Source organism: Wenzhouxiangella marina (assembly GCF_001187785.1).
GTDB lineage: Bacteria > Pseudomonadota > Gammaproteobacteria > Xanthomonadales > Wenzhouxiangellaceae > Wenzhouxiangella > Wenzhouxiangella marina.
In genome coordinates this window covers 1,299,474-1,314,576 of the sequence record NZ_CP012154.1, presented here as the reverse complement: position 1 = coordinate 1,314,576, position 15,103 = coordinate 1,299,474, and the positions used below count along the sequence as shown (strand labels likewise).

Annotated in this window: 13 protein-coding genes; 4 read left to right on the top strand and 9 right to left on the bottom strand. The window is 66.0% G+C overall.

Annotated features, from left to right (window positions below):
* Positions 1-3: 3 nt before the first annotated feature.
* Positions 4-276 carry a membrane protein insertion efficiency factor YidD gene (gene yidD / locus WM2015_RS05545; protein WP_049725115.1) on the top strand — a complete coding sequence of 91 codons (273 nt, stop codon included), beginning with the start codon at positions 4-6 and terminating at the stop codon, positions 274-276.
* Here the strand turns inward: yidD and WM2015_RS05540 are convergent.
* The 3 genes from WM2015_RS05540 to WM2015_RS05530 all read right to left on the bottom strand — a co-directional run bounded on the left by WM2015_RS05540 (position 246) and on the right by WM2015_RS05530 (position 2,559).
* Positions 246-1,067 carry a hypothetical protein gene (locus WM2015_RS05540; RefSeq protein ID WP_049725114.1) on the bottom strand — a complete coding sequence of 274 codons (822 nt, stop codon included), beginning with the start codon at positions 1,065-1,067 and terminating at the stop codon, positions 246-248. The two genes, yidD and WM2015_RS05540, sit on opposite strands and share 31 nt — an antisense overlap.
* A gap of 114 nt (positions 1,068-1,181) precedes the next feature.
* Positions 1,182-2,057 (bottom strand): DMT family transporter, encoded by an 876-nt coding sequence (locus WM2015_RS05535; protein ID WP_211260967.1) that lies wholly within the window; start codon positions 2,055-2,057, stop codon positions 1,182-1,184.
* On the bottom strand, positions 2,050-2,559 hold the full coding sequence (locus WM2015_RS05530) for a queuosine precursor transporter (protein ID WP_211260966.1): 510 nt from the start codon (positions 2,557-2,559) through the stop codon (positions 2,050-2,052). The genes WM2015_RS05535 and WM2015_RS05530 overlap by 8 nt, the downstream gene beginning before the upstream one ends.
* 121 nt (positions 2,560-2,680) lie before the next feature.
* Between WM2015_RS05530 and WM2015_RS05525 the strand changes: the two genes are divergently transcribed.
* A complete protein-coding gene (locus tag WM2015_RS05525) occupies positions 2,681-3,637 on the top strand; it encodes an alpha/beta fold hydrolase (protein WP_082169482.1) in 957 nt (318 codons plus the stop codon).
* 203 nt (positions 3,638-3,840) lie between these two features.
* Positions 3,841-6,165 carry an AAA family ATPase gene (locus WM2015_RS05520; protein WP_049725111.1) on the top strand — a complete coding sequence of 775 codons (2,325 nt, stop codon included), beginning with the start codon at positions 3,841-3,843 and terminating at the stop codon, positions 6,163-6,165.
* Positions 6,166-6,172: 7 nt separating this feature from the next.
* Here the strand turns inward: WM2015_RS05520 and WM2015_RS05515 are convergent, their stop codons facing one another.
* Positions 6,173-6,874, bottom strand: coding sequence for a 3-deoxy-D-manno-octulosonic acid kinase (locus tag WM2015_RS05515; protein ID WP_049725110.1), 702 nt, complete (start codon positions 6,872-6,874; stop codon positions 6,173-6,175).
* Positions 6,875-6,906: 32 nt separating this feature from the next.
* Here WM2015_RS05515 and WM2015_RS05510 point away from each other — a divergent pair, with 32 nt between their 5' ends.
* The gene (locus WM2015_RS05510; protein ID WP_049725109.1) at positions 6,907-7,956 is read left to right on the top strand and encodes a glycosyltransferase family 9 protein; all 1,050 of its coding nucleotides are present in this window, start codon (positions 6,907-6,909) and stop codon (positions 7,954-7,956) included.
* A 13-nt stretch (positions 7,957-7,969) separates the two neighbouring features.
* Here WM2015_RS05510 and WM2015_RS05505 read toward each other — a convergent pair whose 3' ends face one another.
* The 5 genes from WM2015_RS05505 to WM2015_RS05485 all read right to left on the bottom strand — a co-directional run bounded on the left by WM2015_RS05505 (position 7,970) and on the right by WM2015_RS05485 (position 15,043).
* Positions 7,970-10,336 carry an Ig-like domain-containing protein gene (locus tag WM2015_RS05505; RefSeq protein WP_049725108.1) on the bottom strand — a complete coding sequence of 789 codons (2,367 nt, stop codon included), beginning with the start codon at positions 10,334-10,336 and terminating at the stop codon, positions 7,970-7,972.
* A 34-nt stretch (positions 10,337-10,370) separates the two neighbouring features.
* A complete protein-coding gene (locus tag WM2015_RS05500) occupies positions 10,371-10,760 on the bottom strand; it encodes a DUF6165 family protein (protein ID WP_049725107.1) in 390 nt (129 codons plus the stop codon).
* A gap of 190 nt (positions 10,761-10,950) precedes the next feature.
* Positions 10,951-13,053, bottom strand: coding sequence for a polyribonucleotide nucleotidyltransferase (gene pnp, locus WM2015_RS05495; RefSeq protein ID WP_049725106.1), 2,103 nt, complete (start codon positions 13,051-13,053; stop codon positions 10,951-10,953).
* 129 nt (positions 13,054-13,182) lie between these two features.
* On the bottom strand, positions 13,183-13,452 hold the full coding sequence (gene rpsO / locus WM2015_RS05490) for a 30S ribosomal protein S15 (RefSeq protein WP_049725105.1): 270 nt from the start codon (positions 13,450-13,452) through the stop codon (positions 13,183-13,185).
* A 244-nt stretch (positions 13,453-13,696) separates the two neighbouring features.
* Complete coding sequence (locus WM2015_RS05485; protein ID WP_245609811.1) at positions 13,697-15,043, bottom strand: serine hydrolase domain-containing protein; 1,347 nt, start codon at positions 15,041-15,043, stop codon at positions 13,697-13,699.
* Positions 15,044-15,103: the final 60 nt, after the last annotated feature.

Here is a 15,103-nt window from a genome sequence, read left to right as displayed (position 1 = left end):
CCCATGAAAACCCTTCTTCTCTGGCTGATTCGCGCCTACCGGTATCTGCTCTCGCCCTGGATCGGTGGCCAGTGCCGGTTCACGCCGACCTGCTCGGTCTACGCCATGCAGGCGCTGGAAACCTACGGTGCGGGGCGCGGCAGCTGGCTGGCGCTCAAGCGCCTGCTCCGCTGCCACCCGTTCTGCCCGGGCGGGCACGATCCGGTGCCCGGACTCGAGGATGACACGCTCGACCCGGACACCCCTCACCCGCCACCGGACACCCGCCAGAGCTGACGCCAGAGCCGGATCAGCACCCACAGGAACAGCAGCGGCAGCAGGATGGTCTGCAGGACGAACACCGCCACCAGCTGGACGATGTCCTCGGCCAGTTCCGCGAACAGGGCCTGATAGGCCTCGATGCGCTCGCGGACCCGGAACTGATCGGTCGCCCGCCCCCACCAGGCACTCCAACCGCTCGAATCCTCGCTTTCCGCCTCGGCGGCGGCTTCGTCGTGCAATTGCGTCAGGCTGGCCTGGGTCCGATCCAGCGATTCGCTGGCACTGACGTAGACCGGGTCGAGAAACAGGCGATAGACCGTGTCGGACACCAGACTCACGCAGGGCACGGCAAAGCGCAGGAACAGGGCCAGCAGCAGGGTTCGGGCCGCGAGCTGGCGCCAGTCCGGCCGCTTGCGGTAGAACACCAGGGCGATCCAGCCCAGCACCGCCGCAGTCAGGAACAGGCTCATCCCCGGCCACTGGCTGACCTCGAGGAGCAGGCGCTGGATGCCCAGCGACGCGGCCGAGGCCAGCATGATCCAGGAAAACTGTTCGATCAGGTCGTTGACCGGATCGAGAATCTGCCCCGGCGCGAGCTGGACGCCCAGACCACCCGGCTGGACCGCCACTTCGGTTTCCTGGATCACGGAGATCACGCCGTTCAGCGAGCGCGCCAGGGCGAAGGTCACCAGGGCGCGGCTGAGCATGCGCTGCGTCTGGGCCTCGGCGCTGCCGTCGGCCGGCTCCAGCCAGGCCAGCGCGACCAGAGCCAGGGCCAGCAGCACGATCAGGGCGCGCCGCAGCATCGATTTCGATTCAGGCGTTTCCGACACGATCGACAAGCCTCCAGCAAGGGAGAGGAAGCTGCAGGGTAGCGCGAATCCGATCCGCGGGCATCGGCCTGCTCGGGCCGGACGGAATCAGACCATGACGACGACGCCGACGCCGGCGAAGGCCAGCAGCACGCCCATCAGGCGCTTGGCGTTCATCTCCTCGCGCAGGAACAGCCAGGCGAACAGCACGATGAAGGCGCCGGCCGTCTCGTTGAGCACCGACGCGATCGAGGCATCCGTGAGCTTGTAGCCAGCGAGCCAGAGGATCATCGAGAGGTAACTGCCCAGCACGCTGGCCAGGATGACCGTGCCCCAGGGCTGCGGCGATCGATAGTGGATCATCATGCGCGACCAGCCGCGGGCCAGGGTCACGAAGATCAGCATGCCGACGGCCCCGGCCAGCAGGCGCAGGCCCACGGTCCAGAGAAACTCGTGCTGCTCTAGGACCGGTTTGACCATGACCACGCCGATCGCCATCAGCGCCACGCTGCCCGCCCCGTAGGCCACGCCGAGACGCAGGGCGCGCAGGGACACGTCCTGACGGTTGCGGCGCCAGGTCACCAGCAGGATGCCGCCCAGCACCAGCAGGAAGCCCAGGTACTGGACCGGCCGCAGGGCTTCGGCCAGGAACAGGCTCGAGAGCAGGATCACCATCGGCGAATACAGCATCGCGACGACCCCGGTCCGGCTGGCGCCCATCAGGTTGAGGGCGCGCAGGTACCAGGTGTCGGCCACGGCGATGCCGATCACGCCCGAAACCAGCACGATCACCCACTGGCTGCCCGAATAGCCGGGCCAGCTCAGGCCGTGGAAGATCAGGATGGTCGGCACCATCAGGGCCACGGCCAGCACGTTCTTGAACAGGTTGAGCTCGAAGGCCGGCAGGGTCTCGCCCGAGCGCCGGAACAGGATCACGGCCATGGCCCAGCAGGCCGCACAGGCCAGGGAAAAGAACTCACCCACGATTGACCGCCAGCCGCCAGGGCAGCAGCAGGGCCAGGGCGATCGCCAGCTTGACGCCGAAATCGCCGATCGCCAGGGTCACCCAGGGCACGCCCGTGCCGGCGAAGGCCAGCGCGAAGAACAGGCCCGTATCGACCAGCGACCCCAGGGACGAGGAGGCCAGCGGCGCCTGCCACCAGCGGCGACCACGCAGCGCATCGAAGATCGACACGTCCATCAGCTGGGAGACGAGAAACGCCGTCCCCGAGGCCAGGGCGATGCGCGGGCTGGCCAGCCAGATCGAGGCGATCACGGCCAGCACGAAACCGACGTAGACCACCCGGCGGGCTCGTTCGGGACCATAGAGCCGGTTGCACAGATCCGTGACGAAATAGGACACGGGATAGGTCAGCGCGCCCCAGGTCAGCCAGTCATTGACCGGAAACTGCACCAGGTAGTTGGCGCTGGCCACGATGACCACCATGGCCAGGATCAGTAGGGCAAGCCCGTGAGGACGAGTCAAGGACGGACGCTCCGCGCAGAAAGGCGCGTAGTGTACTCCCAGGCGTCGTCGACGGGCTCACGCGATCTCGCCCAGGGGCCCACCCTGAGGAGGGCTTGCGGTATTCTGGAGCCGGTTGTGAATGGAGACGCCCTCCCTGCCCGCGATGGATGCCCTCGAGCTCTGGCTGACGATTTCGATCCTGCTCGCCCTGGCCGCCGTGCTGTGGTGGGTCTGGGTCACCCCTCTGGCTCGCCTGTTCCTCTGGCTGGAGCGGCTTCGGAGCGGCCTGCGTTCGCGCCGGCGCCATGGCTGGCACTACCTGGAGGGCGGCCACGGCGAGCCCCTGGTGCTGCTGCACGGTTTCAATGCCGACGCCCACCACTTCTGCCAGTCGGCCCGGCTGCTCCGAGCCCACTTCCGCATCCTTGCGCCGGACCTGCCGGGTTTCGGCGACTCGGCGCTGGGCGAAACCGACAGCTTCAAGATCGAGGACCGCGCCGCCGCCATCCTGAAGTGGCTGGATGCGATGGGCATCCACCAGTTCTATCTGGGCGGGAATTCGATGGGCGGCTATCTGGCCGCGGCCATGGCTCGCCAGGCCCCCGAGCGGGTCCGTGCACTCTGGTTGCTGGCGCCCGGAGGCCTGCACACGGCCAGACTGTCTCCGGTGCTGGAAGAGGTGGCGCAGGAGCGGCACAACCCCCTGGTCGTCCGAAACCTGAAGGATTTTCGCCGGCTGACCGACTACTGTTTCGTTCGGCCGCCGTGGATTCCGACACCGCTGATGCGATTCCTGAGTCGGCGTATCGCTCGCTCCGCCGTCCAGGCACAGCGCCTGTTCGACGCCATGCGCTACGACTCCCAGCCCCTTGAATCGATCGCGAAGGACCTGGACACCCCGGCCCTGCTCATCTGGGGCCAGGCCGATCAGGTCCTCCATCCGGACGGAGCCGCCGTGGTGGAAAACCTGCTGTCGGACTGCCAGACCCTGATCCTCCCCTCGATCGGCCACCTGCCCATGATCGAGGACGCCCGCACCTGCTCCGAGGCCTGGATCGCGTTCACGGAATCACGGGCCAGGGATTCCGCCAGCTGACCGTTCTGACCGCCTGTCGTCAGGGGTCGGCCTGAAGGCTCGCCCCGGCGCGGCACCCGAGCGCGCCACCAGCGGTGGCAGAGCGCCGACCGCTGGTTCGCGGACCATCCGATCTTGGTGTAGATTGATAACTCCGATTCAAGGTGCTGGTCGTCCTAGAATCGTCCGAGTAAAGGCATCTGCCGCAGCGCTTGAGGAGAGCAATGGCCAACTTCACGATCCCACCGGAAAAGCTGGGCTGGAAAGCGGACACCCGCAGCATCGAGGAAACCTCGACCCGCAAGGCGCCTCAATCCGGCGGCATCGTCGGTCAGGCCGGTGCCCGCGAGGCCCTGCGCTTCGCTCTGACCACCACCGACCGGAATCACAACGTGTTCGTGCGTGGTCCGGCCGGTAGCGGGCGACGCAGCCTGGTGCGCAGCGCCATCGCCGACCTCAAGCCGAAGCCCCGGCGCTCGCTCGATTTCTGCTACGTCCATAACTTTTCCAACCCCGACCGGCCGCGCCTCATCGTGCTGCCCGGCGGCCAGGGACGTCAGTTCCAGCATGCGATGACCCGCATCAGCCTGTTCGTGCGCGATCGCCTGCCGGACATCCTCAAGAACGACCCGATCCGCTCCCGGCGCGAGGCCCGCAAGGAGGCCGCCGAGCGAGAGATCCGGATCAAGATCAAGCCGCTGGAGAAGCGTCTGGCCGATGACGGCCTTGCCCTGATGCGGACCCAGTCCGGGCCGACCTCGCGGGTCAGCATCTATCCTCGCGTCATGGGCAAGGCAGTGTCGCCGGAGGAGTACCGCAATCTGGTCACCCAGGGCCAGGCGCGTGAAGAAGATCGCCTGAAGTCGATCAAGAAGGCCGAGGAATGGCAGAGCGAGGTCAATCGTTTCGCCCACGACGTCAATCAGATCTGGCAGCAGGCCATCCAGCACATCGATCAGATCGATGCCACCGAGACCGCCCGCATCCTCGGCGGCATGACGGCCGAGGTCGCCAAGAAGTTCAAGGCCGCCGGCATCGACATCTTCCTGCGCGAGATCATCGACGACATCGTCGAAAAGCGCATCGGACGCGACACCTCGCATCTGGCCGACCCTACCCTGCTCTACGGCGTCAACGTGCTCACCTCGCGCAGCGATCAGAACGCGGCGCCCGTGGTCCATGCCAGCCAACCCTCGGTGGCCAATCTGTTCGGCACCATCGACCCGGCCTGGATCAGCAGCGGGCGAGCGGTGACCTCCTTCCGCGGCATCCGAACCGGGGCCCTGCTCGAAGCCGATGGCGGTTACCTGGTCCTGGACGCCCGCGACGTGCTGGCCGAGCCGAACGCCTGGCGTCTGCTGATGCGGGCCCTGCGAACCGGCCTGAGCGAAGTGGTTCCCCCCGATCTGGGCTGGCCCTACTCGGCCCAGTCCCTGAAGCCGGAGCCGATTCCGGTCCAGGTGCGCGTCATCCTGATCGGCGATCCCGAAACCTATGACGAACTGGCTCGCGACGATCGTGATTTCGTCAGCCTGTTCAAGGTGCTGTCCGATTTCGATCGCAGCCTGCCGCGCGATGAGGAAGGCTTCTCCGATTACGTTCGCTTCCTCGGCAGCCTGGTGAAGCGGGACGAGCTGCCGCATTTCGATCAGGGCGGCATGCTGGCGATGATCGAATACGGTGCCCGTCGGTCACCGGAACAGGGGCGCCTCAGTGCCTGTCTGGGGGAGCTGGCCGACCTGGCGCGAGAAGCCGCCGTGATCGCCCGCGACGCCGAATCGGAGGACATCGGCCGCGAGCACGTCCAGCGCGCCCTGGAGTATCGACATCTCCGCCATGCCATGCCGATGACTCGGCTGTTCAGGCGCTTCGATGCCGGCAACGGCTGGCTACGCTTGCGCGGAAAGCTCGACGGCCAGGTGCCTGGCGTCAGCTGCGATCTCGGTCTGGACGGGGCACCAGCCCTACCGACCCTGATCAGCGCCACAGCGATTCGCGCCGACGAGCGGGATATACGCATCGACGGGCGACCCGAGGACGGCCGCATCGCGCTCGCCCTGGCTCGCATGCTGCGGCTGGACAGCGATCCGAAACTGCTGGTCAGACTCGACACGCTCTGCGACGAGCACTGCCGGGCCGATCTGGAGGATCCGGGGCTGGACCTGGCCCGTCACGCGGCCCTGCTGGCCGCACTGGCCAATGCACCGCTCCGCCAGGACGTCGCCCTGGTCGGCAGCGTGGACGCCATGGGCGAAGTGCAGCCGGTGGCCGCCCTCAACGAACGCATCGAGGCCTGGTTCGAGTTCTGTCAGCACGCCGGCCTGAGCGGCCAGCAGGCGGTGCTCATTCCCCGCCCCAGCCAGAACGATCTGATGCTCTCCCGCGAGCTGATCAAGGCGGCGGCCAACGACATGTTCCGCGTCTATGCGGTCAGCAGCGCGGTCCAGGCCGCCGAGCTCTGCACCGGCGTGCGCGCCGGCAGCTTCAAGGACGGAGCGTTTCCGGAGGAATCCCTGCTGGGCCGCGCCCGAGCCGCCGTGCTGGGCTGAGCCCGATTCAGCGCGGCTCGATGTCGAGGCGCTGACGATCGACCCTGAGACCGAGACGCTCGAAGGACCGGAACAGACGATCGATCATGGGCCGGGCGAAGCTCGGCCGGTCCTGGATCCAGGCCCGATCGAAGTCGATGACGTACCAGCTCCGGCCTTCATCGAGGAGGATGTTGTGGGCGTTGAGATCCGGATGCCGCAGGCCCGCTCGAAAGAAGCGCGACAGGGTGCGGCCGAGTCGCCGCCAGTCCTGATCATCCAGGTAGCGGGCACATTCGGCCAGGGTCACGGCGCCAGGAACCCGGGCGGTCAGCAGACCCGCTCGATACCAGGCAAGACCGATGCGCTCGCAGCTGGCCGCCAGGGGTTCCGGCACCGGCAGACCGGCCTCGAACAACTGCTTGAGCACCCGGTACTCGCGCCAGGATCGGCTCCGCTCGACACCGGTGAACAGATAACGATCGTGCAGGTACCTGGCCACCCAACCGCCCCGGTAGAAGCGCCGCAGCACGGCCGGACCGGCCTCGGTCTCGACGGCCAGGGCCTGACCGCGCCCCCCGAGCTCCGCGGACACGGCCTGACGAAGACGCCAGAACTGCGGCTGCAACCATTCCAGACTGACCGCGGGCAGACGCTCGGGGTTGTATAGAATGGCGTTGCGTCCCGCCAGGAGACTCTCGATGGTCGTTTGGTCGGACCTGTCCATCATCCTTTCTTCGTCTTGAGCCCGGGAGATCGAGCATGACCGCCCCGTCCGCCGCGCCGCGCTCCATCTGCCTGTTCAGGCTCTCGGCCCTGGGCGACGTGTGCAATTGCGTGCCGATGGTCAGAGCCATCCAGGCTCGCTGGCCTGAGGCAAGACTGACCTGGATCATCGGTCCATTCGAGCACCGCCTGGTGGAGACCCTGCCCGGCGTCGAGTTTATCGCATACGACAAGCGCTCAGGCCGAGCTGGCCGTCGAGCGCTGGATCGGGCCCTGGCCGGGCGGCGATTCGACGTCCTGCTGCTGGCCCAGGTCTCTCTGCGCGCCAGCCTGGTCGCCCGGCGGATCCGCGCCGATCGACGCATCGGTTTCGACCGGGAGCGCAGCCGTGAGGGCCATGGCTGGTTCATCAACGAACGCATTCGGGCCGTCCCCTTCCAGCATCAGGCGCTCGCCTTTCTGGAGTTCGCCCGTCAGCTCGATGCCGACGTCGACGGAGTGGACCGTCGCCTGCCGATCCCGGAGGACGCCCGGGCCTTCGCCGAGACGCACCAGCCCGAAGCGGGACGGGCCGTTCTGATCAGCCCGGCATCGAGCCATACGGGCCGCAACTGGACCGTCGAAGGCTATGCGGAGGTGGCCGACCGCGTGGCCGAAGAATTCGGGCGCCCGGTCATTCTGGTCGGCGGCCCCAGCCGGAGCGAGCGCGAGCTCGGCGATCGGATCCTTGCCACGGCACGGACGACACCGCTGGACCTGATCGGCCAGGACACGATCCCGCAACTGCTGGCGATGCTCGACCGCGCCGCCTGCCTGATCACGCCCGACTCGGGTCCCGCGCACTTCGCCGCGGCCCTTGGCACGCCCGTGGTGGGCCTCCATGCCGCAACTTGGGCACGGCGATCCGGCCCCCTGGGCAGCCTCGAGCACTGCGTGGACAAGTATCCCGAAGCCGCCCGCAAATTCCTCGGCAAGGCACCGGAGGCGGTTCGCTGGGGTCGTCGCATCGAACGGCCGGGCGTGATGGAATCGATCACGCCCGACGAGGTCATGGACCGGCTCAGGGGCATCCTGCAGGCCACCTGAGCCCGGCCGAGCATCAGAAGATGCAGTTCAGCTCCGAATCCCCGGCCGTTTCGGCACCCTCGCCCGTCGCACCGGTTCGCGTCACGTAGATCAGCGCCGAGGAGGTGGCGCCGGAGGGATCGGCAATGGTGTAGCGGAACAGGTTGCGTCCGTTGCAGTTCGGGCTGATGACGAAGGTGACGGTGCCATCGGCGTTGATCGTGATCTCGGTCGCCGCCAGGCTCAGGCGCTCGACGCCGAGCACGGTCAGGGGATCACCATCCGGGTCGAAGTCATTGGCCAGCACGTCCACCACGATCGGCACGCCACCGGGGCCACTGGCTGCATCCGGATTGGCCACCGGCGGCCGATTGGCGGCCGGGTCGTTGACCTGCACCGTAACCTGCGCCGTGGCCTCGCCGCCGCGACCATCGCCGACCGTGTAGGAGAAGCTGTCGCTGCCCGAGAAGCCTTCGGCCGGCTGATAGACCAGACGCTCCCCATCGAGGCTCACGGTGCCGTTGGCCGGCTGACCGAAGCCCGTGATCGTCAGGGCGTCACCATCCGGGTCGCTGTCGTTGGCCAGCACGTCGATGCTCACCGCCTGGCCCGTCTGGGTCACGGCGCTGTCGTCCTCTGCCGCGGGTGCGGCATTGGGCTCGATGACCACGATGGCGACGTTGGCCTGGGCCTGGCCACCGAAACTATCCTCGACCGTGTAGCTGAACGAGTCGCTGCCGGTGAAGCCGGCGTTGGGGGTGTACAGCAGCACGCCGCCGCTGATCTGCACCTGGCCCGAGGCCGGCGTGCCGACCTGCACGATCGTCAAGGCGTCACCATCGGCGTCGGAGTCGTTGGCCAGCACGTCGATGGCGTTGTCGATCGAATCGATCAGGACCTGGACCTGGTCGTTGGCGGCCACCGGGGCCGTGTTGTCGAATTCGACCTCGCCCTCGATCAGGCTCTCGCTGACTTCCTGGTAGCGGTAGTAGTCGACGATGCGCTTGTGCTGGACGGGATTGCGCAAGGCGCGTCGGATCCACGCCGCTTCGACGGGCACCTCGACCTGGCGGATCTCGGTCACCGGGCCGTCCGGACCGACCTGGATGCGCTCCGTGCGCGAATGCTCGGTCACGAAGCTGATCTCGACGCGGCGGTTCCGGGCGCGGCTTTCTTCGGTCTCGTTGGAGAAGCGCGGCTCGAGCTCACCGTAGCCGGTGGCCACGATGCGGTCGGACGACAGACCGCGCGCGATCAGGTAGTCGACGACGGCCTGGGCGCGGCGCTCGCTCAGACCCTGGTTGTAGGCTTCGGTGCCGATGTTGCAGGTATGGCCTCCGACCTGAACGGAACCGATCAGGCTGCCGTCCTGGATGGCGCTGAGCAGTTCATCCAGGGTGGTGCGCGCTGCCGGACGCAGCTCGGCGCTGTCGAAGTCGAAGGTCGCTCGGTCCGACAGGGTCACTTCCGAGGCCACGGCGCGCGTCTCGTAGCGCGGCTCGGGCTGGACCTGATAGCTCTCCTCGCGAACCCGGGTGGTCGGCTGGTAACGGCTGCCGAAGCTGTAGGTGTAGACCAGGCTGGCGCGGAGATCGTTGCGATCGTCCTCGAAATCCCCGCGCTTGCGGGCAAAACCGGTGCGCAGGGACAGACCGTGCGGAGAATCGGCGAAGTACTTGTCCAGGTTCAGGGACGCCTGCCACTGGGAAGCGCCGAAGTCCCCGTCTTCGTAGTCCAGGCCGCCACGCAGGGAGACCAGACGACCGTCGAAATGCCGACCCGCGCGCAGACCCACGCCCCAGTCGTAGGGGGCCTCGAACAGATCGGTGATGCGCTGCAGGGTGTCGATGCGCGTGAAGCCGCGCCCGTCGATCGTGCCTTGAACCAGCACGTCTTCCAGCTCGATCGCCCGGTTGACGCGGCGCTCGTCGCTCAACGCGGTCATGCCGTACAGGCTGAAGAACCAGTCCTCGTTCTCGAAGCCGCCACCGAAGCTCAGCTTGCGGTCATCGAGCTGGTTCTCGTCGGCCGCGAGGAACAGCTTGGCAACCCGACCATCGGTGTAGACCGGACCATCGAGGCCCGCCTCGGTCTGTCCGCCGAACACCCAGTGGTAATTCAGCTTGACGCCGCCGGCGCCTTCATTGCCCAGCCAGCCTTCGGCCAGCCAGGCCGAGCGCGCATTCTCGGTCAGGGTCAACAGGAATTCACCGAAGAAATCGAACTCCGTATCGACGCCGACGCCGACTCGATAACGATCGCCGACGAAATTCATCGTCGCTGAATCCGAAGCCACCCTCGCTTCGTCTTCGGGTGCCTCGGCCTGGGCCAGCACGCTCGGTGCGGCAAGGGTCATCAGCAGGGCGAAGGCCCCGCGCTTGAAGGAATATTCAGTGTGCATCACGCTTGCTCCCCATGAAAGGTCCCGCTGGACCTCAACGATAGTCCTGATACGATTTTTCTTCGACGATGGCCGAGCCGAGCGCCAGATTGATCTTCTTCTTGATCGCCGCCCGCTGATCGTTTGTGACATAGACCGCGCGCGCCAGTTCAATGAATCGCGGCCCGAAGTCGTCATTCTTTTCGCAGATCCGGATGTCGTCCTCGATCTCCCAGAGCGCTTCGTTGATGCGCTTTAGCTCGGCACGAAGCGCGACGATCTCCTCGGTCTCGAGGCGCGAATCACTCCAGACCTTCTCCAGCAACTCGCGCTCGAGCCGCACATTGGCCAGCTTGATCGAGTCGTCGATGCGCTCGGACTTGATATCGAGAATGCTCAGCTTGTCGAGCAATTCACCCGGCGAAACGGGGGTCAGGAGTTCCATCGCGTTCTCCAGTGTTGACTGCTGGATAAAGAAAAAACCACGAAGGGCACGAAGAGCACGAAGAAAAGATTTCAATCCTTCGTGAGCTTCGTGCCTTCGTGGTTGTATTCAATGTCCCGGCCTTTCGGCCGAAACAGGCCCCGGATCAAGTCCGGGGCAGGCTCCCGGGATCAGACCCGGGGCCCGTTCATCAAGCCGATTCTTCTTCCTTGAGCGCTTTCATGCTCAGGCGAATACGACCCTGCTTGTCCACTTCCAGAACCTTGACCTTGACCTTGTCACCCTCGGCCAGCTCGTCGGTCACGTTTTCCACGCGCTTGTCGGAGATCTGGGAGATGTGCACCAGGCCGTCCTTGCCCGGCAGGATGGTGACGAAGGCGCCGAAGTTCATGATCTTGGTGACCGTGCCTTCGTAGATCGCGCCCACTTCCACATCGGCGGTGATCTGCTCGATGCGCTTGCGTGCTGCATCGGCCGCCGCCTGGTTGACGGAAGCGATCGTGACCGTGCCGTCGTCCTGGATGTCGATGGTCGTACCCGTTTCCTCGGTGATGGCGCGGATGGTGGCACCGCCCTTGCCGATCACGTCGCGGATCTTGTCCGGGTGCACCTTCATGGTGAACAGACGCGGCGCGTACTCGCTCATCTCTTCACGCGGGGTGCTGATGACGTCATTCATCTGATGGAGGATGTGGCGACGCGCATCGGTGGCCTGGGCCAGGGCGACACGCATGATCTCCTCGGTGATGCCGTCGATCTTGATGTCCATCTGCAGCGCGGTCACGCCATCTTCGGAACCGGCGACCTTGAAGTCCATGTCACCCAGGTGATCTTCGTCACCCAGGATGTCGGTGATGACGGCGAAGCGGTCACCGTCCTTGATCAGACCCATGGCGATGCCCGCCACCGGGGCCTTGACCGGCACACCGGCGTCCATCAGGGCCAGGGAGCCACCGCAGACCGAGGCCATCGAGCTGGAACCGTTCGACTCGGTGACTTCCGAGACCAGGCGCAGCACGTAGGGGAACTCGTCGCCCTTCGGCACGACGGCCATCAGGGCACGCTTGGCCAGACGACCGTGGCCGATTTCGCGGCGCTTGGGCCCCAGCATGAAGCTGGTCTCCCCGACGCAGTACGGCGGGAAGTTGTAGTGCAGCATGAACTGGTCCTTGTACTCGCCCTCGATCGCATCGATGATCTGTGCGTCGCGGCCGGTGCCCAGGGTGGTCACGACCATGGCCTGAGTCTCGCCACGGGTGAAGATGGCCGAACCATGGGTGCGCGGCAGCACGCCGACCTGGATGTCGAGGGGGCGGACCGTGGTCAGATCACGACCGTCGATGCGCGGCTGACCGGACAGGATGCGGTCGCGGACCAGGTACTTTTCGAGGGCGCCGAAGGCGTCCTTGACGTCGTCGACGGCATAGGTCGACTCGTCGCCTTCCGGACACAGCTTCTCGAGCAGCTCGTCGCGGACCTTGCCGATCGCTTCGCGGCGCACGGACTTCTCCGTGTTGGCATAGGCGGCGATCAGGCCATCCTTGGCCAGCTCTTCCACCTTCTCGGCCAGACCGGCCGGCTTTTCCGGTGCCGTCCAGTCCCATTTCGGCTTGCCGGCCTTCTCGGCCAGCTCTTCGATCGCGCGGATCGCGACCTGCATCTGCTCATGACCGAAAGTCACGGCACCCAGCATGTCTTCTTCGCTGAGCAGGTCGGCTTCGGATTCGACCATCAGCACGGCCTTGGAGGTGCCGGCCACGACCAGGTCGAGGCGCGAATCCTGCAGCTGGGTCGCGGTCGGGTTGAGCACGTACTGACCGCCGATGAAACCGACGCGGGCCGCGCCGATCGGGCCATCGAAGGGCACGCCGGCGATGGCCAGCGCGGCGGACGCACCGATCAGGGACGGAATGTCACCGTCGACTTCCGGGTTCGAGGACATGACCGTCGCGATGACCTGGACTTCGTTCATGAAGCCCTTCGGGAACAGCGGGCGGATGGGACGGTCGATCAGGCGCGAGGTCAGGGTTTCCTTTTCCGTCGGACGCCCTTCGCGCTTGAAGAAGCCGCCCGGGATACGACCGGCGGCATAGAATTTTTCCTGGTAGTTGCAGGTCAGCGGGAAGAAGGCCTGACCCGGCTTGACTTCCTTGCGCGCCACGGCGGTGACCAGCACCACGGTGTCGGCCATGCTCACCAAAACGGCGCCGTCGGCCTGGCGGGCAATGTGTCCGGTTTCGATGGTGACATCGTGCTCACCGAACTTGAAGGTCGTACTGAACTTGTTAAACACTCTCAATCACTCCACTTATCGTCTTTGCTTCGATTCAATTGATTTTCAATTGACATTTCAAATAGCAAACACCCCGGATCAGCGAAATCGCTGCCGGGGTGTCTATCGTCTCTTCAGAGAACTCGCGTCTTAACGACGCAGGCCGAGCTTCTGAATCAGGTCGCGGTAACGCTGGACGTCTTTTTTCTTGACGTAGGCCAGCAGGGACCGACGCTGGTTGACCAGCTTGAGCAGGCCTCGACGGGAGTGATGGTCCTTCTTGTGGTCCGCGAAGTGGCCGGTCAGGTGCTGAATACGTGCGGTCAGCAACGCGACCTGGACTTCGGGAGAACCGGTATCACCCTCGGAGAGCTGATGCTCTTTGACAACCTGTGCTTTCTGTTCTGCGGTCAAGGACATGACTGCTTCAAACTCCAAAATTTATGTGTTGGTGGGGCGACCGGGCTTTTTCATAAAACCCCCTTGAACTGGCCCCCTCAAGCCAAGCATTTCGGGGGCAGCAAGCCGGGCTTTGTGCAAAAGCCCCAGTCGCCGGACTGCATCAAGCCCGCAATTGTAACCGGTCGGCACCGTGCGGAGCAAGAGGGTCGGGGCTTTTCCGCCTCCCCGCCCGAATCGCCCCGATCTCCCGGATCGGCGCGCCTCAGGGGGCCTCGGACCGCCCCGTCAGGTAATCGGCCACCGCCTGGTAGGCCGGCAGGCTGATCGGGTCGTTGGCCGCGTTGCCCGCCACGGGATGCGAGGCGAAGCGCGCGATGACCATGTCGGCGGCCGGGTCGACGTAGACGGTCTGCCCGTGCACCCCTCGGGCGGCAAAGGCCCCGTTGCCATTGTGGAAGACCCACCACATGCTCCGATAGCTGCCGCCGGGCAGGCCCGAGTAGCCGAGCTGGAACTTCTCGCGGTTGCCGCCGCCGCGGATCGATTCGACGACGGAGGCCGGAAACAGCCGCTCACCATCGATCTCCCCGCCCTGCAGCATCAGCAGGCCGATCCGGGCCATGTCACGGAGGCCGGCGCTCAGGCCGCCGCCGGCAAAGGGCGTGCCACGGGCATCGACCTGGAAATACGCCGACTGCTCGGCGCCCATCCGTGACCAGAGCCGCTCGGACAGCAGCTCGGCCACCGACTGCCCGGTCGTCCGCGACAGGATCCAGGCCAGGGCGTCGGTGTTGACCGTCTTGTAGCCGAAAGCCCGGCCGTGCGGCCCCGACGCCTGTACCGTGGGCAGGAAGGCCCAGTAGCCGTCGGGACTGGTGTCATCCACCCCGCGCGGAAACGGATTGCCCGAGGCCGCGTAGACCCAGACCGAGGCTTCAGGGTCGGCGTAGTTTTCGCTGTAGTCCAGGGAAGTGGTCATGTCCATCACCTGGCGCACGGTCGCGTTGCCGAAGGCCGAGTCGGCGAGTTCGGGAACGATCTCGGCGACCTCGACGGTATCGTCCAGCACGCCCTCCTGTACGAGGATCTCGGTCAGCAGTCCGATCAGGGACTTGGTCATCGACATGGCCGCATGCTGGCCGCCCTCGTCCAGGCAGCCCGCGTAGCGTTCGTGGACGATTTCCCCCCGGTGCAGAATCACGATGCCATCGGTATAGGTGGCGTCGAGGGCCGCCGTCCAGGACAGCGCGTCGCCGCCGTTGCTCGGTTGGACGCGCAGCGCCTCGATGGCCGGATCCTCGGCGCGCGGCAGCATCGACGGCGCGCCCAGACCGCGGCTGACCCGAACCGTCGGCCGCAGCTCGCGCATATGGCAGACGCTCCAGCGAATCTTGGGAAAGCTGAAGAAATCCGGGTCATAGCCGCGGATGACCCGGTCGGGCGGGGGCGGCTGCCCCTGCATCCAGCCCAGAACGCGCGGATCGCTGTCCCGCGCCGAGGGGAAGGAACGGTCCGGCGCGGTGTCGGCCAGCAGCGACGCGGACAGGACGCTCGAGGCCAGCACCGAACCCGCCCAGCGAGCCGAACGAGCGAGAAACGATTTCATCATGGTCGCCATCCTTTGATCCACGCCAGCGCTCAGTATAGAAGCTGCTGGCTGGCTTGCAAC